The organism is Cryobacterium sp. Hb1 (assembly GCF_004403585.1).
GTDB lineage: Bacteria > Actinomycetota > Actinomycetes > Actinomycetales > Microbacteriaceae > Cryobacterium > Cryobacterium lyxosi.
Genome location: NZ_SOHI01000008.1, coordinates 412,641 through 435,942 on the forward strand (window position 1 = coordinate 412,641; position 23,302 = coordinate 435,942).

18 protein-coding genes are annotated in these 23,302 nt (G+C 63.9%); 4 read left to right on the forward strand and 14 right to left on the reverse strand.

Going from position 1 to position 23,302, the window contains the following annotated elements; all coding sequences use genetic code 11:
• Nucleotides 1–314: 314 nt before the first annotated feature.
• The 12 genes from E3T38_RS03825 to rpoB all read right to left on the reverse strand — a co-directional run bounded on the left by E3T38_RS03825 (nt 315) and on the right by rpoB (nt 17,711).
• Nucleotides 315–986, reverse strand: a complete 672-nt coding sequence (locus tag E3T38_RS03825; RefSeq protein ID WP_134546284.1) for a GspMb/PilO family protein — start codon at nt 984–986, stop codon at nt 315–317.
• On the reverse strand, nt 983–1,651 hold the full coding sequence (locus E3T38_RS03830; protein WP_134546286.1) for a hypothetical protein: 669 nt from the start codon (nt 1,649–1,651) through the stop codon (nt 983–985). Before E3T38_RS03830 ends, E3T38_RS03825 begins: the two co-directional genes overlap by 4 nt.
• Nucleotides 1,648–2,736, reverse strand: coding sequence for a type IV pilus assembly protein PilM (pilM, locus tag E3T38_RS03835; RefSeq protein ID WP_134546288.1), 1,089 nt, complete (start codon nt 2,734–2,736; stop codon nt 1,648–1,650). Before pilM ends, E3T38_RS03830 begins: the two co-directional genes overlap by 4 nt.
• Nucleotides 2,737–2,742: 6 nt before the next feature.
• Nucleotides 2,743–4,149, reverse strand: coding sequence for a polymer-forming cytoskeletal protein (locus E3T38_RS03840; RefSeq protein WP_134546290.1), 1,407 nt, complete (start codon nt 4,147–4,149; stop codon nt 2,743–2,745).
• Nucleotides 4,140–4,667 (reverse strand): hypothetical protein, encoded by a 528-nt coding sequence (locus E3T38_RS03845; RefSeq protein WP_134546292.1) that lies wholly within the window; start codon nt 4,665–4,667, stop codon nt 4,140–4,142. Before E3T38_RS03845 ends, E3T38_RS03840 begins: the two co-directional genes overlap by 10 nt.
• Before the next feature lie 47 nt (nt 4,668–4,714).
• On the reverse strand, nt 4,715–5,146 hold the full coding sequence (locus tag E3T38_RS03850) for a type II secretion system protein (RefSeq protein ID WP_134546294.1): 432 nt from the start codon (nt 5,144–5,146) through the stop codon (nt 4,715–4,717).
• Between the two features lie 110 nt (nt 5,147–5,256).
• Nucleotides 5,257–5,685, reverse strand: coding sequence for a type IV pilin protein (locus E3T38_RS17340; protein WP_134546296.1), 429 nt, complete (start codon nt 5,683–5,685; stop codon nt 5,257–5,259).
• Between the two features lie 149 nt (nt 5,686–5,834).
• Nucleotides 5,835–7,064 carry a type II secretion system F family protein gene (locus E3T38_RS03860; protein ID WP_134546298.1) on the reverse strand — a complete coding sequence of 410 codons (1,230 nt, stop codon included), beginning with the start codon at nt 7,062–7,064 and terminating at the stop codon, nt 5,835–5,837.
• A complete protein-coding gene (locus E3T38_RS03865; RefSeq protein ID WP_134546300.1) occupies nt 7,061–8,293 on the reverse strand; it encodes a type IV pilus twitching motility protein PilT in 1,233 nt (410 codons plus the stop codon). The genes E3T38_RS03860 and E3T38_RS03865 overlap by 4 nt, the downstream gene beginning before the upstream one ends.
• An 18-nt stretch (nt 8,294–8,311) precedes the next feature.
• A complete protein-coding gene (locus tag E3T38_RS03870) occupies nt 8,312–9,982 on the reverse strand; it encodes a GspE/PulE family protein (protein WP_134546302.1) in 1,671 nt (556 codons plus the stop codon).
• A 271-nt stretch (nt 9,983–10,253) separates the two neighbouring features.
• The gene (locus E3T38_RS03875; protein ID WP_134546304.1) at nt 10,254–14,177 is read right to left on the reverse strand and encodes a DNA-directed RNA polymerase subunit beta'; all 3,924 of its coding nucleotides are present in this window, start codon (nt 14,175–14,177) and stop codon (nt 10,254–10,256) included.
• 42 nt (nt 14,178–14,219) lie between these two features.
• A complete protein-coding gene (rpoB, locus tag E3T38_RS03880) occupies nt 14,220–17,711 on the reverse strand; it encodes a DNA-directed RNA polymerase subunit beta (RefSeq protein ID WP_134546305.1) in 3,492 nt (1,163 codons plus the stop codon).
• Nucleotides 17,712–18,064: 353 nt separating this feature from the next.
• Here rpoB and E3T38_RS03885 point away from each other — a divergent pair, with 353 nt between their 5' ends.
• The 4 genes from E3T38_RS03885 to E3T38_RS03900 all read left to right on the forward strand — a co-directional run bounded on the left by E3T38_RS03885 (nt 18,065) and on the right by E3T38_RS03900 (nt 21,470).
• Nucleotides 18,065–18,949: a spermidine synthase gene (locus E3T38_RS03885; RefSeq protein WP_134546307.1), complete on the forward strand. Its 885-nt coding sequence runs from the start codon at nt 18,065–18,067 to the stop codon at nt 18,947–18,949.
• 311 nt (nt 18,950–19,260) lie between these two features.
• Nucleotides 19,261–19,578: a hypothetical protein gene (locus tag E3T38_RS03890; RefSeq protein ID WP_241984272.1), complete on the forward strand. Its 318-nt coding sequence runs from the start codon at nt 19,261–19,263 to the stop codon at nt 19,576–19,578.
• Between the two features lie 160 nt (nt 19,579–19,738).
• Nucleotides 19,739–20,896 carry a sorbosone dehydrogenase family protein gene (locus E3T38_RS03895; protein ID WP_134546309.1) on the forward strand — a complete coding sequence of 386 codons (1,158 nt, stop codon included), beginning with the start codon at nt 19,739–19,741 and terminating at the stop codon, nt 20,894–20,896.
• Nucleotides 20,897–20,957: 61 nt separating this feature from the next.
• A complete protein-coding gene (locus E3T38_RS03900) occupies nt 20,958–21,470 on the forward strand; it encodes a SprT-like domain-containing protein (RefSeq protein WP_134546311.1) in 513 nt (170 codons plus the stop codon).
• 53 nt (nt 21,471–21,523) lie between these two features.
• Here E3T38_RS03900 and E3T38_RS03905 read toward each other — a convergent pair whose 3' ends face one another.
• Together E3T38_RS03905 and E3T38_RS03910 are read right to left on the reverse strand one after the other, a co-directional pair.
• Entirely contained in the window at nt 21,524–22,789 is a 1,266-nt protein-coding gene (locus tag E3T38_RS03905; protein WP_134546313.1) for a hypothetical protein, read from the reverse strand.
• A gap of 37 nt (nt 22,790–22,826) precedes the next feature.
• Complete coding sequence (locus tag E3T38_RS03910) at nt 22,827–23,267, reverse strand: EVE domain-containing protein (protein WP_241984273.1); 441 nt, start codon at nt 23,265–23,267, stop codon at nt 22,827–22,829.
• Between the last annotated feature and the right edge of the window lie 35 nt (nt 23,268–23,302).

The window sequence follows — 23,302 nt, forward strand, 5'->3', positions numbered from 1 at the left end:
TTGGCTCGCAAAGACTCAGCCGGTATCACGTTTAAGCCTAACCACGACACTCGGCCCTGTCACCCACTCGGGGAAATGGCACACCCCCACAATGGGGGTAGTGGGCTCCGGTCGTGTCCGCTTGTCTGGGGAAAAGAGTGCATTGGCTGACGCCATCGTCAGCACCTCCTCTTGGTTGCCGGCCGGAGAATCATCCTGCAGGCCAACCCTCGCATGTGGGCGTACGTTCCAGCCGACTATCCGACCGACCAATACGAAACCGTTCGTCCGTCCGGTCGCTCGCACGCACGCACGCACCTCATTCAGCGCAGACCTCAGCTGGCGTCGAGCAGCACATAGACAATCCCCGCGATCTGGCCCGTCACCCGGTCGGGAACGTCGGCACTGGGCGTGCCGGAACTGAACGAGGTCACCGTCAGCAGACGCTGGCCGTTCTGCAGGCCCTCAAGAAATTCCAGCACGGCATCGAAACTTCCAGTGACCGAGATCGTGACCGGCACGGCAACAAAATTCTCCGCGGTCACCAGCGGGCTCACCGCTGCAGCATCCGCTGTCCCCGCCCCGTCACTGTCGGTCGCAGGCGCGATCGGGGCAGCGTCGTCGGTGGCGGGCGCCGTCGCGTCGGGCACGGGCACGACCGGCACATAGGGCATCGCGTCGGCCGACGTGAACTCAGTCACAGTGACCGACGTTCGACTGGCAATGGCATCGAGCTGGCCGATAAGGGCGGGCAGACCCGCACCCTCCGGGATCGCCGCCCGCAACACCGCAAGTTCGTCCTGCACCGTTTCAAGGCCGTCGAATTCACGCTGCAGGGCCGCGAGCTGCAGCTCGTAGACCTCGTTCTGGGCGAGGGCTGCGGTTCGAGTCGCACGGGTCACGCCCACCTCCTCCAGCTTGGGCGAGATCCCCAGGGTGAACCCGGCCAGCACGACAAGCGCGATGACGAGCATCGCCCCCACCAGCCACCACTTCGTCGTCGTCACTGGCTCACCTCGACTTCTGCAAATCGGTTGGAGAACGCCTCGGCGTTGACGTGCAGCGTGAGACTCACCTCGTACGCACCGGAGTCGAGCAACGCCACCCGGGTCGGTGCGCTGTCGGCGTACCCGGGCAGGGTCGCCATCGCGTCGAGCCAGTCGGGAACACTCGGCAGGGTCGGGCTGGTCAGAGTGAGGCTGATGGTCGCCACGCGACTCGGCTGCAAGGGCGCAGTCGCCTGCACGTACGGCACCCACGGCGAACCCGCGTCCAGTACCACGGCGCCGATCACGACGTCGCCGGGCAGCCGAGCGCGAATCTGCTGCAGATAATCGGTCCAGTCGATATCAACGGATGTCGCCAGCCGGCGGGCCGCGACGGTCGCGTCGACCTCCTCCTGCGCCCGGCGCACCTCGATGTATTCGCCCTGCGCCGCCAGAAGTTCGGTCGTGCGCGCCTGCACGACGGCGAGGTTGGCCTGGCTGCGCTCGGCTTCCCAGGTGGCGGCCGCGATGCCGGAGCCTGTGACGAGCACGACCGCGACGACCGCGACGGCGAGGCCGCGCCGCAGCTTGCGCCCCTTTTGTTCCGCCGTGATTTCGGGCGGCAGCAGGTCGACCCGGGGGTCACCGCCGATGACCGGGTCGTGAACTGTCTTCGGCGCACTCATGGTGTGCGTCCCAGTGCGAGGCCGAGGGCGACGAGATAGTCGCCGCCCGAATTCATTAGCCGCTCGGCGTCGACTCCCCGACCAACGGCGAGGCCGCCGGTCGGGTTCGGCGGTGCGACCGGCAGTCGGGTGAGTTCGGCGAGTTGCGCGGCGAACCCGCCCAGCCGTGCTCCACCCCCGGTGAGGACGATACGGGTCACGGGCAGGTCACTCCGGGTGTGGATGAAGTAGTTCACGGTGTTACGCAGGCTGGCGAGCAGTTCACTCACGCCCTCGTGAATGACGAGCGCGGTGGTCGCCGCGATATCGGCCGGCTCAGCGGCATCCGCTGACCTGCCCGGGAGCGGCCCACTTGAGCCGATGCTGGAGGCGCGTTTAAGGGCCTCGGCTTGATCGACGGGCAGGTCGAGCCGCGCCGTGAGCGCCTGGGTGAGGTCGTCACCACCGGCCGGAATGAGCCGCACGAACTGGGGCACTCCGCACGCGGTGATCACGATGCTCGTTGTCCCGGCTCCGACGTCGATCTGCGCAACCACATCGTCGGTGGGGCGGCCACGACGAATGGCACGGCTGAGGGCGAACGGAATCAAATCGACCGCGACCGGGTTGAGCCCGGCCAACTGCACCGCCCGAACGTTTCGCAAAACCACTTCCTTGACCGCGGCGATCAGCAGTCCGTTGAGCTGCGGCCCCGACTGGCCATCGCCGGGAACGGCCTTGATCGGGTAGAAGTCAAGCAGTGCCTCAGACACCGGAACGGAAAGCAGATCCTGCACTTGAAACGGTAACGCCTCACGGATGCTCCGAATCGACTGCGCCGGAACGGTCAGGTCTCGAGCAACCACCCGATGGTTCCCCATGCCGATGACGACATTCCTGCTGGTGAATTTGCCGCCCGCCCACAACCGTTTCAGCTGCGAGGCGACCGTGTTGGGTTCTAGCACCTCGCCGCGTCCCACGGCGCCGTCGGGCAACGCCTCCTCATGGAATCGCACAATGGTCGGCTCCTCCCGGTCAGCATCGGCCAGTTCGACCGCACGCAGCGAAGCCCGGCCAATGTCGATGCCGACGACGTGGCGCGTCATGGTGTTCTATCCATCACTCAGGTCCCTCATTGACGTCATGTTTCCCAGCCGGGAAACAGCGCCAGCCGAGCCGCCTCCGGTCACCGTGCCCGTGTCGAGGTCGATTCCCGGCAGGCCGAGCGGCGCCGATTCGAACCGGGTGTTGTTCTTGAAGTCGTTGGCCCCGTTCGCATAGAGCTGGCCGCGCCACTCGAAATTATTCATGGCGTTGAACCGGCAGGGTGTGTAGGTCATGGCGTCGAGTGTGGGCGCTACCGTGAAACTGTTCTTCATCAAAAAGTCGCCTTGCGACGCGCCACAGGTGGGCAGGTGGTCGGCCACTCGGTCGGGCGTGATGAACCAGACTTTGTGTCGAGATGTCGACGAAGACTGAAAATGCACGTTGTTGACGAAGGTGAATTTGTCGGCAAAAATCACGACATCGGAGCTGAGCTTTACCGTACCGGCGGCGGTGACACCAGAAGGGCACGCAGCCAGGGCGTTGATGATGACGGGTCTGCCACCGTTCGCGGCCGCAGAGAGGGTCGTCGCGTCGATGGTGCAGCCAGCCCCGATTGACGCGACCTTGTAAGGCACTCCGCTTGCGTCGATCCAGTCGCTCGGTGTGTAGTTGAGATCGACCCAGGGCGGCACCGTGGGAATCGATGTTCCGACGGTATAGCGCGTGTAGACGCCGCCGATCCTGCTGGCCCGTTGGGCCGCGGTCAGGTTCACGCTCGCCGCGGTGAGGTTGCCCGTTACGGCACCGAGCGTCGCGGCACCGGTGGCCCACGCGTTACCCTCGATGGAGCATCCGCCGATATTGAGGCTGCCGGCCGAAACGACTACATCCCCCTCGATCACCGTGTTGTTGGAGCACGATACGTTTCCGTTCTTTACCTGGATGGCCGCCCGACCCGACTCGGCCACGAGCAGGTCGGCATTGTTCATGAACACGACACCGCCATAGAGGTACATAGCCGCGCCGCTCGGCTGCACGCCCGGGGGGACGGCTGACTCGTACTCGAAGATCGCCTCGACTCGAGTCCTGTCCGGCGCCGACCCGGTCAGCGAGCTTCCGGTTGACTTAACGCGCAAGCGCACAGCCGCGACGCCGGCGGCCGGGCAGCCCGCCACCCATGCGTTGTCGGTCGAGCTCAGGGAATATGCCACCTCGGCTGTGAATTGCGGTGAGGATCGTGAGTAGCTGGCCCGGCAGATGCCCTGGGTCAGACTGAGCTGGGCGGCGCTAACTCCGCTTTCGGCGGCCGCCACCGATTGCACCGAGGCGCGGGTGCTTTCCGTGAAATCAAGCGCGTTTAGGGTGGCCGCGGTCAGAGTGAGGGTGATCACGATCATCACGCCCATGACACCGATCACCGCCATGAGTGCGCTGCCGTCCTCAGCGCGTGCACCGTCGCGTTTCACAAGCATGGTTCACCAATCGTTGCGAGTGTGCGCGGCGTCACCGTCGTGTTGACGACCACGGGTTTTTGCGCGCCGGCATCGAGGGTGAGGGCTACCGTGATGCGGTCGTTAACCCCGCCGAAGACCGCCGCACCGGTCGTGCTGACGCCGTCGCCCAACTTGATCCAGCTACCCAGATCGCCAGAGACGGGTGCGGTGATGAGACTCGCCGGTGAAGTGCGCTTCGTGTACAGCGAGCCGCCGTTAGCCGGAGCGTAGAACCAGGCCTGGCACGACCAGACCACGGAGGCGGCGCTGCCCGCGGTTCGCGCCACAAGAAACTGGGTGTCGTCGATGCTCTGCAGCGAGACCTGCGAGGCGTTTCGCACCCCTGATTGCACTGACCGACTGATCAGCTGTCCGAGGTTGGTCGCCTCGGTCGTGCTGCGCACGTCCCGCTCTGTTCCCACCGAACTGATCAGCATGCCGCCGATGATCGTGAGTACCAGCACGGCAAAACTCATGTAGACAAGAAGTTCGATCAAGGTGTATCCCGAGTCCAGAGGGCGCGAAACTGACGTCGCGCGGCAAGTCATGGCGCATCCAACAGAATGAGGGTTTCCGCGGCGGCCAGCTCGTCGTTCGACCCGACTGCCGATGCCCACACCCTCATCTGCACGACGCGTAGGTACGGCTCGGCGCAGACGTCGGTAGACGGCAGGTTGAGCCTCAAGTGCGGTTGCAGGAAACCACGTTTCGTTTCCACGGCTGCCGGGACACTCGCGGTGACGGCCTTGACCGCCGAGCAACTCGACCCGGCAGCCCCGACCCGCTCCAGTTGCTGGGCCACGACCTGAGTAGCCTCGGCGATGGTCACGTTCGTGTCGGAGACGCGCACACTCTGCACGAGAATCGGCAGAAAGGCAACGGCTAAGAGCCCGATGAGGAACATGGCCACGACAATTTCGACCACTCCGAATCCGCTTTCGTTGCACGAACTCGAGCGACGCGGCGAATCGGGCATGCTCGCCCCCTTCGGCGGATCGTAGCGTTGCACTGAGAATGGATGGATTCGGCGGGCTCACAAGACGAATGCAGGTGGGGAGCCACTTCTGACACCCCACCCGGCACCGACTACGGGGTCGCGGCGCCTGAGACGCAGGTCCCTTGCAGGGCAGCACCGTTGTCATCGATCGCGAAGATACGGGCAGAGCCGTCGAACTGGCCCGAGATGCAGAACGCTGTCGCTGAGCCGGTCAGCAAGACGGTGACCTCATCACTCGGGGTGTACGCGCTCGCAGCAGCGAGACTTGCGGGGAAACCCTTTGTGACGATCTCGGCGACAACGGCGGTCTTCGCCTGGGTGATCTGGGCTTTGACGGCGCTGTCCTTGGCACCCTCCTGCTGGTTGAGAAAGATCGGAATCGCCACGGCGGCGAGCACGCCGATGATGAGCACGACCACGAGCAGCTCGATCAGGGTGAAGCCCTGTTGCCGTTCTCGAATCGCCGTGCGGGTGCGGGAGAGTGCGTGCAGGGTGCGGTGGATCGTGGATCGGATCATGAGCGTGGTTTCCTTATGCTGTGGAACTGCTGCGGGCTGGGAAAAGTGGGAATATGGGAAATGTGACATTCTCACTTGTTCTGATCTTACGGTTTTCTACCCTTAATTGGGGGGTATCACGAAAACTTATGCCAGCAATTTCAGACCGGCTATTTCACGTATTCAAAGATGCTGAACATGGGCAGATAAAGGGCGACGATCATGCCGCCGATCACCACTCCGATGAACGCGATCATGAGCGGCTCGATGAGTGCCGTGAGTTGTTCCGTAGTGGCCTGCACCTCCTGGTCGTAGAAGTCAGCAACCTTGGCGAGCATCTGCTCGAGGGCGCCGGCGTCTTCGCCGACGGCGATCATCTGCACGACCATAGGGGGGAAGATCGGCGCCTGCGCCAGCGGTCCGGCGATCGACCCGCCTTGGCGCACCGACTCGGCCACCTTGCGCAGCGCGGATTCAATCACCCAGTTTCCGCTCGTCTCGCCGACAATGGCCAGCGACTGCAAGATGGGTACGCCGGCGGCGATCATGGTCGAGAAGTTTCGGCTGAACCGCGCAATGGCGAGCTTCATGAGCAAGGGCCCGAACACCGGCAACTTGAGCTTGAACGGGTCGACCCGGCGACGAACCGCTTCGGTGTTCTTGTTGGTGCGCCACCAGACGGCGAAGGCGGCGCCGAGCACGAGCAGCAGCGGCCCGAGCCAGACCATCATTTTCGACAGCACCACCAGGAACTGGGTCGGCAGCGGCAACTCCCCACCGAGGCCCGCGAACATCTTCTCGAACACCGGCACGATGAAGATCAGCATGCCGATTACGGCGAGCACGGCCATGATGAGCACTACGACCGGATAAGCGAGCGCGGACTTGATCGTGTCGCGCAGCTTCACCTCCGACTCGAAGTTGGCGGCCACCGAGGTGAGTGAGCTTTCAAGAAAACCGCCGGTCTCCCCGGCCCGAACGAGGTTGATCATGATCGGGGGGAACACTGCGGCGTGTTTCATCATCGCCTCGGAGAGCGACGACCCGGTCTCTACCTCGGTGCGAATGGTCGCCAGAATGCGGGCAAGTTGAGGGTTCTCGGTCTGCTCCGAAAGGATGTTCAGGGTACGCAGCAGGGACAGCCCGGCACTCGTCATGGTCGCCATCTGTCGACTCATGACGGCGAGGTCCTTCAGCCCGATGCCCTTGCTGAAACCGGGTATGCGCACTTCTCGTTTCAGCCCGGTACCCACATTGACCTCGGCCACCGAGATCGGCGCGAGCCCCATGCCGCGCAGGCGCTGCATTGCGGCGTTCTCGGAGGCGGCATCTAGTCGACCGGTGACGATTTTGCCGACCGCGGTGCGGCCCTTGTACGCGAAAACACCACTAGCGGTCATCGCTGTTCCCGGTTGGAGTACGAGTCGCCGAAGTCGATGCCGTCAAACCCCGACGGCCCGGCGGCGAGGTCACTGCTGTCCGATTTGCGAATCAGTTGGGCGAGGCTTTCCTGGTCCTGCGCCTTGTCTTCGGCGGCCTTGCGGGTGATCGACCCGGCGTTGACGAGTTCGGCGAGGTGCTGGTCCATAGTGTGCATACCCAGGGCTCGTCCGGCCTGCATGGCGGAGGCGATCTGGTAGGTCTTGCCCTCGCGAATGAGGTTGGCGACGGCTGGCGTGACGATGAGAATTTCGGTCGCGACGACCCGGCCGCCGCCGACCTTCTTCACCAATGCCTGGCAGACGACGCCTTGCAGGGTCGCTGCGAGCTGGGCCCGTACCTGCCCCTGCTGGTACGGCGGGAACACGTCGATGACCCGGTCGATGGTCTGAGCGGCGTCCTGGGTGTGCAGGGTCGCGAACACGAGGTGGCCTGTCTCGGCCGCGGTCAGGGCCACCGAGACCGTCTCGAGGTCGCGCAATTCGCCGATAAGAATCACATCGGGGTCCTGCCGCAGCACGTGCTTGAGAGCGGATGCGAAACTATGGGTGTCGTGGCCGACCTCACGCTGGTTGATCAGGGATTTCTGGTGCTGGTGCAGAAACTCGATCGGGTCTTCCACGGTGACGATATGGTCGGCCCGGGTGCGGTTGACCAGGTCGATGAGCGCGGCCAGGGTCGTCGACTTACCTGATCCGGTGGGACCGGTCACGAGCACCAAGCCTCGGGGCAGCTGGGCGAACTGGGCCACCGCATCGGGCACACCGAGCTCGCCGAGCTGCTTGATCTCCCCGGGAATCAGGCGAAAAGCACCACCTACGCTTCCACGCTGCTGAAAGTAATTCACCCGGAACCGGGCTCCCGAGGTCGTGTAGGCGAAGTCGAGCTCGAGTTCCTCTTCGAACTGGCGCCGCTGCTCGCGGGTCAGCAGGCTGAACAACGCCGTTGCGACCTTGTCGCGCTTCCACACCGCGGCCCCGGCAATCGGCCGCAGCCCGCCGTCGAGGCGGATGCACGGCGGCGCCCCCACCGTCACGTGCAGGTCGGAGGCGCTCTGGACAACAACCTCGCGCAGCGCCGCGACCAGCGCGGGGTCCGGCCCGACGTCAAGATCGGGGTCGTCGAGCCGCCAACTTTCCGCAGCGACGCCCGGCGGCGTGACCGGAATCTCGTAAATTTCCTGACTCATCGTGACTGTCCTTTCGACCTAAGCGACCACTCGCAGAATTTCGTCCACCGAGGTGAACCCGAGCCCGACCTTGGCCCAGCCATCGTCCCGGAGGCTGACCATTCCCTGCTCCTGGGCGGTGTGCGCGATCTCCGCGCTCGACGCACGCGCCACGCACAGCCGTTCGATATCCTCGGTCACCGTCATCACCTCGTGCACGGCAAGCCGCCCACGGTAGCCGGTATTGGAGCAGCTGGCGCATCCGTTCGCTTGGTAGATGACGGGCAGTGCCAGCTCCGGCTCGAGCGGAAATCGTAGGTGTGCGAGCTGCTCCCGGCTCCGAAGGTCAGGAATTTTGCAGCGTTCGCACAAGCGGCGGGCCAGGCGCTGGGCAACGACGCAGTCGAGTGCGCTGCCCACGAGAAAGGGTTCGATGCCCATTTCGGTGAGGCGCGTGATCGCGCTCGGTGCATTATTGGTGTGCAGGGTGGAGAGCACGAGGTGCCCGGTAAGCGCTGCCTCGATAGCGATCTGGGCGGTCTCGTGGTCGCGAATCTCGCCGAGCAGAACCACATCAGGATCGCACCGCAGAATGCTGCGCAGGGCACTCGCGAAGGTGAGTCCCGCCTTTGGATTCACCTGCACCTGGTTGATACCGACCATGCGATACTCCACCGGATCTTCGACGGTAATCACATTGATCTCCGGGCGAGCCACCGAATACAGGGTCGTGTAGAGGGTCGTCGACTTGCCCGAACCGGTGGGCCCGGTCACCAGGATCATTCCGTACGGCTTCGAGTAGGCCGTTTTGAAGGCGTCATAGTTATGGTCGAGCAGGGACAGATCGCGCAAGTCCATGCTCGTGGTCGAGTTGTCGAGGATACGCATGACGACCTTTTCACCCCAGACCGTTGGCAGGGTGGCCACGCGCAGGTCGATCTTGCGGCCACCGTGGCTGACCGACATACGGCCGTCCTGCGGTTTGCGGCGCTCGGCGATGTCGATGTCGGCCATGATTTTCAGGCGGCTGATGACACCGTTTTGAATGCTCTTCGGTGCGCTCGGCATCTCGTGCAGAACACCGTCGATGCGGTAGCGCACTCGCAGGCTGACCTCACCCGGTTCGATGTGTATATCGCTGGCCTTGTCCTGAATGGCCTGGCTCACCAGCAAATTGACGAAGCGCACAATGGGTGCGGCATCGTCGCTCGCCTCATCGGACGCCTCAGGCGCCGACAGACTCGAATCGTTCTCCTCCTCGAGTGCGGTGGTGAGGTTGCTGAGTTCGTCATCGGCGCGATGGAAGCGCGCGATCGCAGCGATCAGGTCGCTGCGTTCGGCCACCACCGGGGACACTCGCAGTCGAGAGGCTTCACCGACATCGTCGAGCGCGAACACATTGCCGGGGTCGACCATAGCGAGCACGAGCCGCCCGCCTTCAATTCCGATTGGCAGCACTTCGTGTCGTCGACAGAGCAGCGCCGACACGAGGGCGAGGGCACTCGCCTCGACCGCATACTCGAGCAGTTCGACGAAGGGCAGGTTGGCCTGGGCTGCTCGCGCCTTCGCGAACTGCAACTCGGTGATCACTCCACTGTCAACAAGCCCCCGAACGGCGCCCTCGTCGGCAGGATCTCCCGCTAACAGGGTGTCGAGAGCTTCGATCGGAAGCAGACCGTGCAGAATAAGAATCTCGGTCAGGGTTGCCACGCGGTCCTCCCCCGAACTGGTCACAGGTACTCTACTTCTAGAGTATAAGTCTCCCCACTCCCTTTCCCCGACCGACCCCTGTGCGCACGGGGCCCGGGCCCCGTCCGCGGGCCCAGTCTATAAACTGGGCCCGCGTTCACAAGGTGGGCCCGGCGACGGGGGCAGTGCGCGAAACCGCCCCACGTCATCCGCTCGCCGGCCCGTCGAAGGTCTATTTAAACGACGAATGGCCCCTGCCGAAGCAGGGGCCATCGTTTAGAGCTGTCGGGGACTAGTTGTACGTTCCCGGAGTCAGGTCGTCCGACGAGAAACTGTCGAAATCGACGAAGCTCAAGTCACCCTCGGCGAACGTGGCATCTTCGGTGAAGATGCGGTTCGGGTAACGCTCAGCCTTGGCCTCTTCCGTCGCCTCGACGTTAACGTCGCGGTAGCGGGGAAGACCGGTGCCGGCCGGGATCAACTTACCGATGATGACGTTCTCCTTGAGGCCCATCAGCGGGTCGCTCTTGCCTTCCATAGCCGCCTGGGTCAGAACCCGGGTGGTCTCCTGGAAGGAAGCGGCCGACAGCCAGGACTCGGTCGCGAGGGAAGCCTTGGTGATACCCATGACTTCCTGGCGAGCGGATGCCGTCTTCTTGCCCTCGGTGAGCGCGGTGCGGTTGAGGTCGTTGTACTTCAACCGGTCAACGAGCTCGCCCGGGAGCAGTCCGGTGTCACCGTGTTCGACGACGGTCACCTTACGAAGCATCTGACGAACGATGACCTCGATGTGCTTGTCGTGAATCGGTACACCCTGCGAACGGTAGACCTCCTGCACACCGGAGACGAGGTGCTTCTGCACCGCGCGAACACCCTTGACGCGAAGAACTTCCTTCGGGTCGACGGCGCCGATGATGATCTGCTGCCCGAGATCGACGTGCTGACCATCCTCGACGAGAAGGGTTGAACGCTTCAACACCGGGTAGGCAATTGCTTCGTCGCCATTGTCGGGAGTCAGGATGACCTTGCGGCCCTTGTCCGAGTCCTCGATCGTGATGCGTCCGGCGGAGTCGACGATGGGTGACGCACCCTTGGGGGTGCGCGCCTCGAACAGCTCCTGAACACGCGGCAGACCCTGGGTAATGTCGTCAGCGGATGCCGACCCACCCGTGTGGAAGGTACGCATGGTCAGCTGGGTGCCGGGCTCACCGATGGACTGTGCGGCGATGATACCGACGGCCTCACCGATATCGACGAGCTGGCCCGTTGCGAGCGACCGGCCGTAGCAGACCGCACACACACCGACAGCCGACTCACAGGTGAGTACCGAGCGCACCTTGATGGTTTCGACACCACCGGCGATGAGCTTGGCGATGAGCACGTCTCCGACGTCGTCTCCGGCGTCGGCGATGACCTCACCGGCAGCGTTGACCGCGGCTGCGGCCAGGCTGCGAGCGTAGACCGCGTTCTCGACGTTGAAGTCGACCAGCAGTCCACCCTCTTCGTCACGCAGGAGCGCACCGGTCGTGGCATCGGTTCCGGCGATGGGCAGTTCGAGACCCTTCCGCGTGCCGCAGTCGTCTTCACGGATGATGACATCCTGCGAGACGTCCACGAGACGACGGGTGAGGTAACCCGAGTCAGCGGTACGCAGAGCCGTGTCGGCCAGTCCCTTGCGAGCACCGTGAGTAGCAATGAAGTACTCGGCGACGGACAGGCCTTCGCGGTAGCTCGAGATGATCGGGCGAGGGATGATCTCACCCTTCGGGTTGTTCACGAGGCCTCGCATGCCGGCGATGTTGCGCACCTGCAGCCAGTTACCACGAGCACCAGAGGTGACCATGCGGTTGATGGTGTTGTCGGCCGGGAAGTTCGCCTGCATCGCTGCGGCGACGTCTTCCGTGGCTCGGGTCCAGATCTGGATGAGCTCCTGGCGACGCTCGAGGTCGGTCGTGAGACCCTTCTCGAACTGTGCCTGAACCTTGGCAGCCTGCTTCTCGTAGCCGGCGACGATCTCCTTCTTGTTCGGAGGCGTCAGGATGTCGCTGAGCGCGACGGTCACACCGGAACGGGTTGCCCAGTAGAAACCGGCATCCTTGATCCGGTCGAGGGTTGCAGCAACCTCCACCTTGACGTACCGCTCCGCGAGGTCGTTGACAATGGTCGACATGGTGACCTTGTTGGCAACGTCTTCGAAGTACGGGTAGTCGGCCGGGAGCGCCTCGTTGAAGATGGCGCGGCCGAGGCTCGTGGTGACCAGAACGGTTCCGACAGCCTGACCGTTGACCAGCTCGACACCGTCGGGCTGGGTGCCCTCGGTGAAGTACTTGTCGGTCAAGCGGATGCGCACCTTGGCATTCAGGTCGAGCGACTTCTGGTCGAACGCGAGAATGGCCTCTGACACGCTGGAGAAAGCACGGCCTTCTCCGACCACACCTTCCTTCATCGTGGTGAGGTGGTGCAGACCGATGATCATGTCCTGGGTGGGCAAGGTGACCGGGCGGCCGTCAGACGGCTTGAGGATGTTGTTCGAGGCGAGCATCAGGATGCGTGCCTCGGCCTGGGCCTCAACGGAAAGCGGAAGGTGGACAGCCATCTGGTCACCGTCGAAGTCGGCGTTGAACGCCGCGCAGACGAGCGGGTGCAGCTGGATTGCCTTACCTTCAACGAGCTGAGGCTCGAAGGCCTGGATGCCCAGGCGGTGCAGGGTGGGTGCACGGTTGAGCATGACGGGGCGCTCGCGGATAATCTCCTCGAGCACGTCCCAGACCTGCGGACGTGAGCGCTCGACCATGCGCTTGGCGGCCTTGATGTTCTGAGCGTGGCTCAAATCGATCAGGCGCTTGATCACGAACGGCTTGAACAGCTCGAGTGCCATCTGCTTGGGCAGACCACACTGGTGCAGCTTGAGTTGCGGGCCGACCACGATGACCGAACGGCCCGAGTAGTCCACGCGCTTGCCGAGCAGGTTCTGACGGAACCGACCCTGCTTTCCCTTGAGCATGTCGCTCAGGGACTTCAGGGCACGGTTACCGGTACCGGTAACGGGGCGACCACGACGACCGTTGTCGAACAGTGCGTCGACGGCCTCCTGCAGCATGCGCTTTTCGTTGTTCACGATGATCTCAGGAGCACCGAGGTCGAGCAGACGACGCAGGCGGTTGTTGCGGTTGATCACACGACGGTAGAGGTCGTTCAGGTCGCTCGTGGCGAAACGTCCACCGTCGAGCTGAACCATCGGGCGCAGTTCCGGCGGGAGCACGGGAACGACGTCGAGCACCATTCCGGCCGGCGAGTTGCCGGTCATGATGAACGCGTTCACCACGCGCAGGCGCTTGATGGCGCGAATCTTCTTCTGGCCCTTGCCCTCGGCGATCTGCAGGTGCAGGTTTTCGCTTTCGGTGACCAGGTCGAAGGCCTCGAGACGCTTCTTGATGGCTTCGGCACCCATGAAGGCCTCGAAGTACATACCGAAACGGTCCTGGAGCTCGTGGAAAACGGAATCTTCCGGCTTCAGGTCGCCGACCTTGAGGGTGCGGAAGTCTTCCCACACGCGCTCGAGGTGCGCGATCTGCTCGTCCAGGGACTTACGAACCTGGCCCATTTCCTTCTCGGCGGCGTCTTTCGTGCGCTTCTTCTGGTCGCTCTTGGCACCTTCGGCCTCCAGTGCTGCGAGGTCGGTTTCGAGGCGCTGCAGGCGATCGGCGATACGCGAGTCGCGGCTGGACTCGATGGTCTTGAGTTCGAGACGCAGCTCGTTCTCGAGGCCGGGCATGTCCTGGTGGCGACCGTCTTCGTCAACCGTGATGACCATGTATGCGGCGAAGTAGATGACCTTTTCGAGGTCCTTCGGAGCCATGTCCAACAGGTAGCCGAGACGCGAGGGCACACCCTTGAAGTACCAGATGTGCGTGACCGGGGCAGCGAGTTCGATGTGGCCCATGCGCTCACGGCGCACCGACGACTTCGTGACCTCTACACCGCAACGCTCGCAGACGATTCCTTTGAAGCGAACACGCTTGTACTTGCCGCACGAGCATTCCCAGTCCCGCGAGGGGCCGAAGATCTGCTCGCCGAACAGGCCGTCTTTTTCCGGCTTGAGCGTGCGGTAGTTGATGGTTTCGGGCTTCTTGACCTCACCGTGCGACCAACGACGGATGTCGTCAGCGGTAGCCAGGCCAATACGAAGCTCGTCAAATGTTGTTACGTCGAGCAATTTCTCTCCTTGGAAAGTTTTCGAAGTTTCTTCGGGCCGGGCTTAGATGTCGTCGATGGACGACGACTCAAACCGGGTGGAAATATTGATGCCGAGCTCTTCCGCAGCACGGAACACCTCGTCATCCGTGTCGCGCAGGCTGACTGCGGTGCCATCGGCCGAGAGCACCTCAACGTTCAAGCACAGCGACTGCATTTCCTTGATCAGAACCTTGAAGCTCTCGGGAATGCCGGGTTCCTGGATGTTCTCACCCTTGACGATCGCTTCGTACACCTTGACACGGCCGAGGATATCGTCAGATTTGATGGTCAGGAGTTCCTGTAGGGCGTAAGCGGCTCCGTATGCTTCGAGCGCCCACACCTCCATCTCACCGAAACGCTGTCCACCGAACTGCGCCTTACCACCCAGCGGCTGCTGCGTGATCATGGAGTACGGACCGGTCGAACGAGCGTGAATCTTGTCGTCGACCAGGTGGTGGAGCTTCAGGATGTACATGTATCCAACGGACACCGGCATCGGGAACGGCTCGCCGGAGCGGCCGTCGAAGAGCTGGGTCTTTCCGGTGGAACCGATGAGGCGTTCGCCGTCGCGGGTCAGGGTCGTGGAGTCCAGGAGACCCTCGATCTCGATCTCGAGCGCACCGTCGAATACCGGGGTGGCGACCTTCGTGCCGGGGGCGGCGCTGAAAGCGTGCTCCGGAAGACGAGCAGCCCATTTCGGCTTGCCCTCGACGTTCCAGCCCTGCTTCGCAATCCAGCCGAGGTGCGTTTCGAGCACCTGGCCGAAGTTCATGCGACCGGGGATACCGAGCGGGTTGAGGATGATGTCGACCGGGGTTCCGTCGGCGAGGAACGGCATGTCCTCGATCGGCAGAATGCGGGAGATGACACCCTTGTTGCCGTGACGGCCGGCGAGCTTGTCACCCTCGGTGATCTTGCGCTTCTGGGCGATGAACACGACCACGCGCTGGTTGACGCCCGAGCCGAGCTCGTCGTCGCCGTCCTGCGAGTCGAACACCTTGACACCGATGATGGTGCCGCGCTCACCGTGGGGAACCTTCAAGCTCGTGTCGCGAACTTCGCGGCTCTTCTCGTTGAAGATGGCGCGCAGCAGGCGCTCCTCCGCGGACAGCTCGGTCTCGCCCTTCGGCGTGACCTTGCCCACGAGGATGTCGCCGGGGCGAACCTCGGCTCCGATACGGATGATGCCACGCTCGTCGAGGTCAGCGAGGAAGTCCGGGGACACGTTGGGAAGGTCGCGAGTGATCTCTTCCTTACCCAGCTTGGTGTCGCGGGCATCCACTTCGTACTCTTCGATGTGAATCGAGGAGAGGGTGTCGTCCTTGACCAGGTTCTGGCTCAGGATGATCGCGTCCTCGAAGTTGTAGCCTTCCCACGGCATGAATGCCACGAGCAGGTTCTTTCCGAGGGCGAGCTCGCCCTGGTCGGTGGCGGGTCCGTCGGCGATAACCTCGCCGGCTTCGATGCGCTCACCGGCGTTGACGATCACGCGGTGGTTGAAGCTCGTGCCCTGGTTGGAGCGCGAGAACTTGCGCAGGTAGTAGTCCTGCGTGCCGCCCTCATCGAGCTGGATGGTGACGACGTCAGCCGACACCTCGGAGACCACACCGGGCTTGGCGGCAGTGAGCACGTCACCGGCGTCGATGGCCGTGTAGACCTCCATGCCGGTTCCGACGAGCGGGCTGTCGGACAGCAGCAGCGGCACCGCCTGACGCTGCATGTTGGCACCCATGAGTGCGCGGTTTGCATCGTCGTGCTCGAGGAACGGAATGAGGCTGGTCGCGACCGACACCATCTGACGCGGCGAGACATCCATGTAGCCAATGTCTTCAGCGGGAACGAGGTCGACCTCGCCACCCTTCTTACGAGCGAGCACGCGGGCCTCGGCAAAGTGCGAGTCCTTGGTGAGCGGCGCGTTGGCCTGGGCGACGATGAAGTCGTCCTCTTCGCTCGCGGTGAGGTAATCGATCGTCTCGGTGACCTTGTTGTTGAGCACACGACGGTACGGCGTCTCGATGAAACCGAACGCATTGATCTGCGCGAACGAGGCGAGCGAACCGATCAGGCCGATGTTCGGGCCTTCCGGGGTCTCAATGGGGCACATGCGGCCGTAGTGCGAGGGGTGAACGTCTCGCACCTCAACGCCGGCGCGGTCACGGGACAGACCACCCGGGCCCAGCGCGCTGAGGCGACGCTTGTGCGTCAATCCGGCGAGCGGGTTGTTCTGGTCCATGAACTGCGAGAGCTGGGACGTACCGAAGAACTCCTTGATCGCAGCCACGACGGGGCGCACGTTGATCAGGGTCTGCGGGGTGATCGCTTCGATATCCTGCGTGGTCATGCGCTCACGAACGACGCGTTCCATGCGGGACAGGCCGGTACGCACCTGGTTCTGGATGAGCTCGCCAACAGCACGGATACGACGGTTACCGAAGTGGTCGATGTCGTCGATGTCGATGTTGATGTCGGTCATCTTGCCGTCGCGCAGGCCCGGAAGGGTGGTCTGGTTGTCGTGCAGGGCGACCAGGTACTTGATGGTGGCCAGGATGTCCGCCAGCGTCAGTACGGAGTCACTCAACGGCGCTTCGAGGCCAAGCTTGCGGTTGATCTTGTAACGACCAACCTTGGCCAGGTCGTAGCGCTTGGAGTTGAAGAAGAAGTTGTCGAGGAGCGCACGCGCAGCCTCGGCGGCAACCTGCTCGCCGGGACGGAGCTTGCGGTAGATGTCCTTGAGGGCTTCTTCCTTGGTGAGGATGTTGTCCTTCTCGAGGGTGAGCTCGATGGACGCGTAGCCCTTGAACTCCTCGAGGATTTCCTCGCTGGTGAGACCGAGGGCCTTCAGGAACACGGTGACGGACTGCTTGCGCTTGCGGTCGATGCGCACACCGACCTGGTCGCGCTTGTCGATCTCGAATTCGAGCCAGGCACCACGGCTCGGAATGACACGGGCTGAGTAGATGTCCTTGTCAGACGTCTTCTCCTGCTCGCGGTTGAAATACACGCCCGGGGAGCGCACCAGCTGCGACACGACGACACGCTCGGTGCCATTGATCACGAAGGTGCCCTTGGGGGTCATCAACGGGAAGTCACCCATGAACACGGTCTGGGTCTTGATCTCACCGGTGAGGTGGTTCATGAACTCAGCGTTCACGTAGAGGGGTGCGGAGTAGGTCTTACCCTTTTCCTTGCACTCATCAATGGTGTACTTCTCCGGTTCGAGCTCCGGGTTGGTGAAGGACAGCTGCATCGTTTCGCCGAGGTCTTCGATGGGAGAGATCTCCTCGAAGATCTCATCGAGCCCGGTGCGATTCGGCAGGTCCTGGCGGCCGGCTTTCTGGGCCTCGGCGATGCGAGCCTTCCAGATGTCGTTGCCGACAAGCCAGTCGAAGCTCTCGGTCTGCAAAGCGAGCAGATCCGGAACGTTCAAGTGGTCGCTGATCTTTGCGAACGACAGGCGCTCAGCTGAGCGGCCGTTCTTGGGTGAGTTGGTGGTTGCGTTGCGCGCAGCAGCCAAGGAAATAACCTCCGTGGACCCCGTCAGGTCTAGTTATTGTTATTGGTGATGACTCCGCAGACCCTAGGAAAGAATCTCGTAGGAAATGTGCCTCAAGGTGGCTTGAACACGCAAAGCCGACCGCAATATGAAGGCAAGGTTTTTCTGGGAGCGTAAGGAGTAAGCATATGCCCCAATTAGCGGCATGTCCACCCGAATCTTGCATATGTGTAAATTCTCAGGTATAACCCGCCGCACTACCCACCGCGGAAGCGCACGAACTGCCCTCTTGGCCACCGCAAAACGGCACGTCTTATGCTCCCGGAACGGATGGTGCGCGCAGATCACGAGCAGCCAGGGCGCAGACTGGAACCATGAGTACTGGGCGTAAGGGTGAAGCATTCGACGAGCATCCGGCTGTCGTCCTGAAGTTGAGCGGGCACACAGCGGTGATCGAACCGGACCGGTTCACCCCCGGCAGCTTTCAGCTCGTAGTCGACGGCACGCCGCAGTCGCACGTGAACATCGACCACCCTGATGAGCTGTTCTTCGAGTACATCCAGCGCATCGGGCACGTCATCGACCTGCTCGGGGAACCACACGAGCCAATCACCGCCGTGCACCTCGGAGCGGGCGCGCTGACCCTGCCACGCTATGTGGAGGCGACCCGGCCGGGCTCCCGCCAGCAGGTCGTCGAGATCGAGAGCGACCTGATCGACCTCGTGCGGGAGGTTTTGCCGTGGGACAAGCGCGCCCAGCTGCGCGTGCGCCACGGCGATGCCCGCGAGGTGCTCGGCAAGCTGCCGGCCGGACTCAAGGGAGCCGTCGACCTTGTCGTGGTGGATATCTTCTCGGGCGCGCGCACCCCGAAGCACGTCACGAGCCGCGAATTCTTCGCTCTCGCCGCTCCACTGCTGTCGCCGCGCGGCGTGCTCGCCGTCAACGTAGCGGATGGCCCCGGCCTCGCGTTCGCTCGTGGGCAGGCCGCAACCCTCTCGGCGGTCTTTCCACACGTGATCGGATTCGCCGAGACGCAGGTGCTCAAGGGCCGCCGCTTCGGCAACATCGTATTCATCGCCGCGCACACCCCGATCGACCTCAACTGGATTCCCCGGCTGCTTGCGAACGGACCGCACCCGGCCAAGGTGATCGAGGGCACTGAGCTGAAGCAGTTCATGGCCGGGTCGCTCGTGGCGACCGACGAGACGTCGACGCAGTCGCCGTTGCCGGGCCGCACGGTGTTTCAGATTGGGCACTGACCTGCGACCGGATTCACATCGGCGGCGGTATTCTGGGGGCACCCGTTTATCCCGCGCGGCCCCGGCTGCCCTCGTCATTACAGGAATACACCCTGAGTTTCATCATCGGTTACGACCCCATCACTCTGCGCGAAAAAGTTGACCTGCTGGCCGCCGGCGAGCGGCTCGTCGAGCTCGGCAACCTGCGGAGCCTGGCCGCCCTCAACGAGAAGGTCGCCCTGCTACGTCTGGTCGGTCGGCTCGACGAAGCCTGGGAGATTGCGAACGAGGCGCTGCGCCAGTCCCGCTTCACCGGCAACCGGGAGCAGGCGGTGGCCAGTCGCATCCGTCGCGCCCAGGTTTTGCAGTTTCAGGGCAAGCTCGACGAGGCCGCGAGCGAACTGACCCACTGCATCCTCGACTCTGAGGTGCACGAGTGGACCCGGCTGGCCGCCTACGCCCGGCAGCACCGCGGCAAGGTGTACTTCGACCAGGGCAACCTCGACGGCGCGCTTGCGGACTTCACCGCGGCCGTTTTTCTGCGCGAGAAAGACGGCGCCGACGCCGACGAACTCGATAGCTCACTGCTCGCCGTTGCAGTCGTGGAGTCGCACATCGCGGCCCGCGGGTCCAATTCCCTTCCCGCATAACTCCTGCAATTCGATGCCTGCAACTCAACCACCCGCACAATCTCGCGGCACCCGGGGAGCGGCGCCGCAAATTGCAGGAGTTACGGTGCGTCGTGGCGGGGTACTGGCCGTCGGGCGCGTTCTACGGCATGCTGTGTTCACCACGAAGGCGAGGTAAACGGTGACTGTTCATGCGTTTCGGCGAGCGGCTGCCACAGCGTCGGCCGCCCTGCTGGTTCTGGCACTGGCCGCGTGCAGCGCGGAGGCGCCGCGCGCCACACCGGAGACGTCGACACCAGCCCCCTCCTCGTCCAGCGCGACCGGGACCGCGGACCTGACGCCGGTGCATCCGGTCGCAGAACCGGTCGTGATCGCCTCGGGACTTCAGGCTCCGTGGTCGATTCTGCGGCTGCCCGACGGCGCCACCCTCATCAGCGAACGCGACACGACCCGGGTGCGCGAATTACTTCCCGGCGGCAGCCTGCGCGTAGCTGGCACGATCGAAGCCGCACAGCCCAATGGTGAGGGCGGGCTGCTCGGCCTGGCTTTTCTGGCCGACGAAGCGGCTCCCGGCGGTGCCGGCTGGGTCTACGCCTATTTTTCGACCGCAACCGACAACCGCATCGAGCGGATGCCGCTAGCCGGCTCGCCCGGCAGCCACACCCTCGGGGCATCCACCCTCGTGCTCGATTCAATCCCGCGGGCGGGAAATCACAATGGTGGTCGGATCGCGTTCGGGCCGGACGGCCTGCTCTACGCGACCGCCGGAGACGCCGGAGACACGGCCAACGCCCAGGACTTGGATTCGCTCGGCGGCAAGATTCTGCGCCTGACACCGACCGGCGGCGTACCGGAGGACAACCCCTTCAGCACCGTGGTGTACTCGTTCGGGCACCGGAATCCGCAGGGGCTCGCCTGGGACTCACGCGGCCAGCTTTGGGCGAGCGAGTTCGGCCAGAATACCTGGGACGAGCTCAACCGCATCGTTCCCGGCGGCAACTACGGCTGGCCGCTGGTCGAAGGCCAAGCCGGTGACGCGGCGTATATCGATCCTCAACAGCAGTGGTCGACCGACCAGGCCAGCCCGAGCGGTATCACCATCGTGAACGACACCATCTTCATGGCGAGCCTGCGCGGTCAACGCCTATGGAGTATCCCCATCACCGGCCCGTCCTCCACAACCGAACCCACCGAGTGGTTTGTGCACGACTATGGCCGGTTGCGCGACGTGGTGTCGGGCCCTGCTGGCACACTGTGGTTTGTGAGTAATAACACGGATGGCCGGGGCTCCCCGGCGGCCGGCGACGACCGGCTCTTTCAGGTAGTGGTCGGTCCCTGATGATCCACACGACACATCTCGCCCGGACGCCTCCTTACGGCGCGAGAACGCAGGCGCCCTGATGGCCGATCTCTCGCAGGTGCGCCGGTGGGCCGACGCGCTCATCGCGGCACACCTCGACCCCGGTTGGACCTTTGGCTTCGACAATGCCAAGAAGCGGGCAGGCCTCTGCAATTTCAGTTCGAAGCACATCACTGTCTCGCGCTACCTCGCCTCCCGGTATGCCGACGATGACGTGCACCAGATCCTGTTGCACGAGCTCGCGCATGCCCTGGCCGGGCCGCGCGCCGGGCACGGACCCCGCTGGAAGAAAATGGCACTCGACCTCGGCTACGACGGCAAGCGCACCCACGACGGCGAGATCGCCAATGAGCTCGCTCCTTGGGTGGGCACCTGCCCGGCCGGACACACTCACTTTCGGTATCGGCAGCCCACCCGGCCCCTGGCTTGTGGCCTGTGCGCGCGCCGCTTCGACCAGGCCCACGCCATCAGCTGGCTGCGGCGCGAAATCACGCCGGCCATCCGGCGTCGGGCTGCGGCCTCCGCGGGGCCACGGCTGCCGCCGCCGCGCTGACCGACGTTCGTGCTGGCCGACGTTCGTGCTGACCGACGTTCGGCGACCTCGGGTCAGTGCACGTCGTAGCGGGCCAGGGCGTCGGCGTCCGTTGCGTGCGTCATCGCTCGACGCGCGGTATCGAGCGCCGTCACTGGGTCGCTCTCGGCCACGGCGAGCGCGAGCTGCCGCTCGGCTTCGGCGAGGCGGGTGCGCGCGGCGGCTTGCACCCGACCCCGATTGGCAGCCACGAAGTCTCGAGTGAGCGTGATCTGGCTGCGCGCGGTGAGCAGCGCGCCAGCCAGGGCCGTTCGGGCGTTGTCGAGGCGCAGCTGGCGGTTGCGCGCCTCCGAGCGGATGCTGTCCAGCCCGTTCATCGCCGTCTCAAGGGTCAAGAGATCTGCGGCCGGGTCGCTTAGCCGAACGGGCTCGCGGAGCGATGCCTGGACCGCTGCGGCGTCGGTGATGACGTGATTGAGTGACGCGCTCGTGTCGGATTCCTCGTGATTGTCGCGCAGTGCGCGGGCTTCGGCGAGTTCCAAGCTGGCAGCATCCAGTGCCTGTTGCAGGTTGGCGAAGCCGCGATGAAGCTGGTCTTCGCCGGTTTCGATCGCGTCGAGCAGTTGTGTTGCCTGAAATAGGGCGTGCTCTGCAGCCTGCAACTGCTCCCCCACCGGTTCAGACGACGCTGCTTCGAGGCGGGTAACCGCGGCATCGGCACTCGCCCGCGCCCCTTCGAGGGCGGTGCCGGCCCGACCGACGTTGCCGCCGATCGGTGCCAGCGCCGCCGCGGAATAGCTCAAGCCCAGCCGGGCCAGGGTGTTTGCGCCGCCGGCAACCCGATCGGACATTCGGTCGAGGCGTCGGCGCAGTTCATCAATCTGCTGCGGGGCATTACGTTCAACGCCGCGTTTGGCGGTGAAATTGCGGGCCTGGTTACTCAGTCGGGCGGTCGCCTCATCGGCGAATTGAACAATCTGCTGGTTCCAGCGGGTGCGTTCTAGAGCGGTATCCGGCACAGCGTCATCGAGCTTCTGCTGCAGCGCGAAGGCGTCGCTGAGCTGATGCTTGGACGTCGTGAGCGCCGCCGCAAACTCCTGCGTCGCGGATTCACCGAACTGGGCGATGGCGAAACTGAGTTCGTCACTGGCGTCCTGCACGAGGTCGTCGGCGCGTACCAGGCTGCTCGAAGCGCTACGCTCCAGCTCGGTGGCGGCCGCGCTCACCTGCCCGAGTCTGGTTCGCGTGCGCCGGCGCGAGGCTGCCACCAGCGCCCAGACTCCGGCTACCACGAGGCCGACAACGATGACCGAGGGTACCCACCAGAGATCGCCATTCATGCGCTTGAGTCTAATAAAAAAATACTGACCAAACGCCCTACCGGTCGTCGGCAGAGGGCCGCCGCATCTGCTGCCGGATCATCTCGAAGTCGTGCCGCGAGATTTCAAGCACGCCGCGCCGCAGTTGGAACCCCCAGTTGGGATTGCCCTGGGTCAGTTGCAGCACCGACAACAGCGGGCGGATGCTCGCGGGCCAGGCATCCAGGTCGTAGTCGGCCCGGCGTCGCCAGGGTCGCCACGAGTTACCGGGGTCGCCCACCTGATAGGCGTGGGCATCCGCTATGCGGCCGATCGCGGTGAACTCTTTGAGCGGATCGCCCTCGATCGCGGTCTTCGGCGAGTAGTAGACGATGCCATCGGCTTCCCCCATCTGCTTGAGGAGGTCTCCGGCACCGCGGTTGGCGCGGGCGATGCCCAAATCGACCCCGCGCAGCACGTGCTCGCGGTGTACAACGCCGAGCCAGAACCGAATTGCCACCTGTCATTTGTACTGCATTTAGTTGTGCCGCACGC

Excerpts from the sequence above, each read along its gene's own strand:
- E3T38_RS03830 (WP_134546286.1), bottom strand. The coding sequence starts at position 1,651 with ATGAGTGCGCCGAAGACAGTTCACGACCCGGTCATCGGCGGTGACCCC.
- pilM (WP_134546288.1), bottom strand. The coding sequence starts at position 2,736 with ATGACGCGCCACGTCGTCGGCATCGACATTGGCCGGGCTTCGCTGCGT.
- E3T38_RS03840 (WP_134546290.1), bottom strand. The coding sequence starts at position 4,149 with ATGCTTGTGAAACGCGACGGTGCACGCGCTGAGGACGGCAGCGCACTC.
- E3T38_RS03850 (WP_134546294.1), bottom strand. The coding sequence starts at position 5,146 with ATGCCCGATTCGCCGCGTCGCTCGAGTTCGTGCAACGAAAGCGGATTC.
- E3T38_RS17340 (WP_134546296.1), bottom strand. The coding sequence starts at position 5,685 with ATGATCCGATCCACGATCCACCGCACCCTGCACGCACTCTCCCGCACC.
- E3T38_RS03860 (WP_134546298.1), bottom strand. The coding sequence starts at position 7,064 with ATGACCGCTAGTGGTGTTTTCGCGTACAAGGGCCGCACCGCGGTCGGC.
- E3T38_RS03865 (WP_134546300.1), bottom strand. The coding sequence starts at position 8,293 with ATGAGTCAGGAAATTTACGAGATTCCGGTCACGCCGCCGGGCGTCGCT.
- E3T38_RS03885 (WP_134546307.1), top strand. The coding sequence starts at position 18,065 with ATGAGTACTGGGCGTAAGGGTGAAGCATTCGACGAGCATCCGGCTGTC.
- E3T38_RS03900 (WP_134546311.1), top strand. The coding sequence starts at position 20,958 with ATGGCCGATCTCTCGCAGGTGCGCCGGTGGGCCGACGCGCTCATCGCG.
- E3T38_RS03905 (WP_134546313.1), bottom strand. The coding sequence starts at position 22,789 with ATGAATGGCGATCTCTGGTGGGTACCCTCGGTCATCGTTGTCGGCCTC.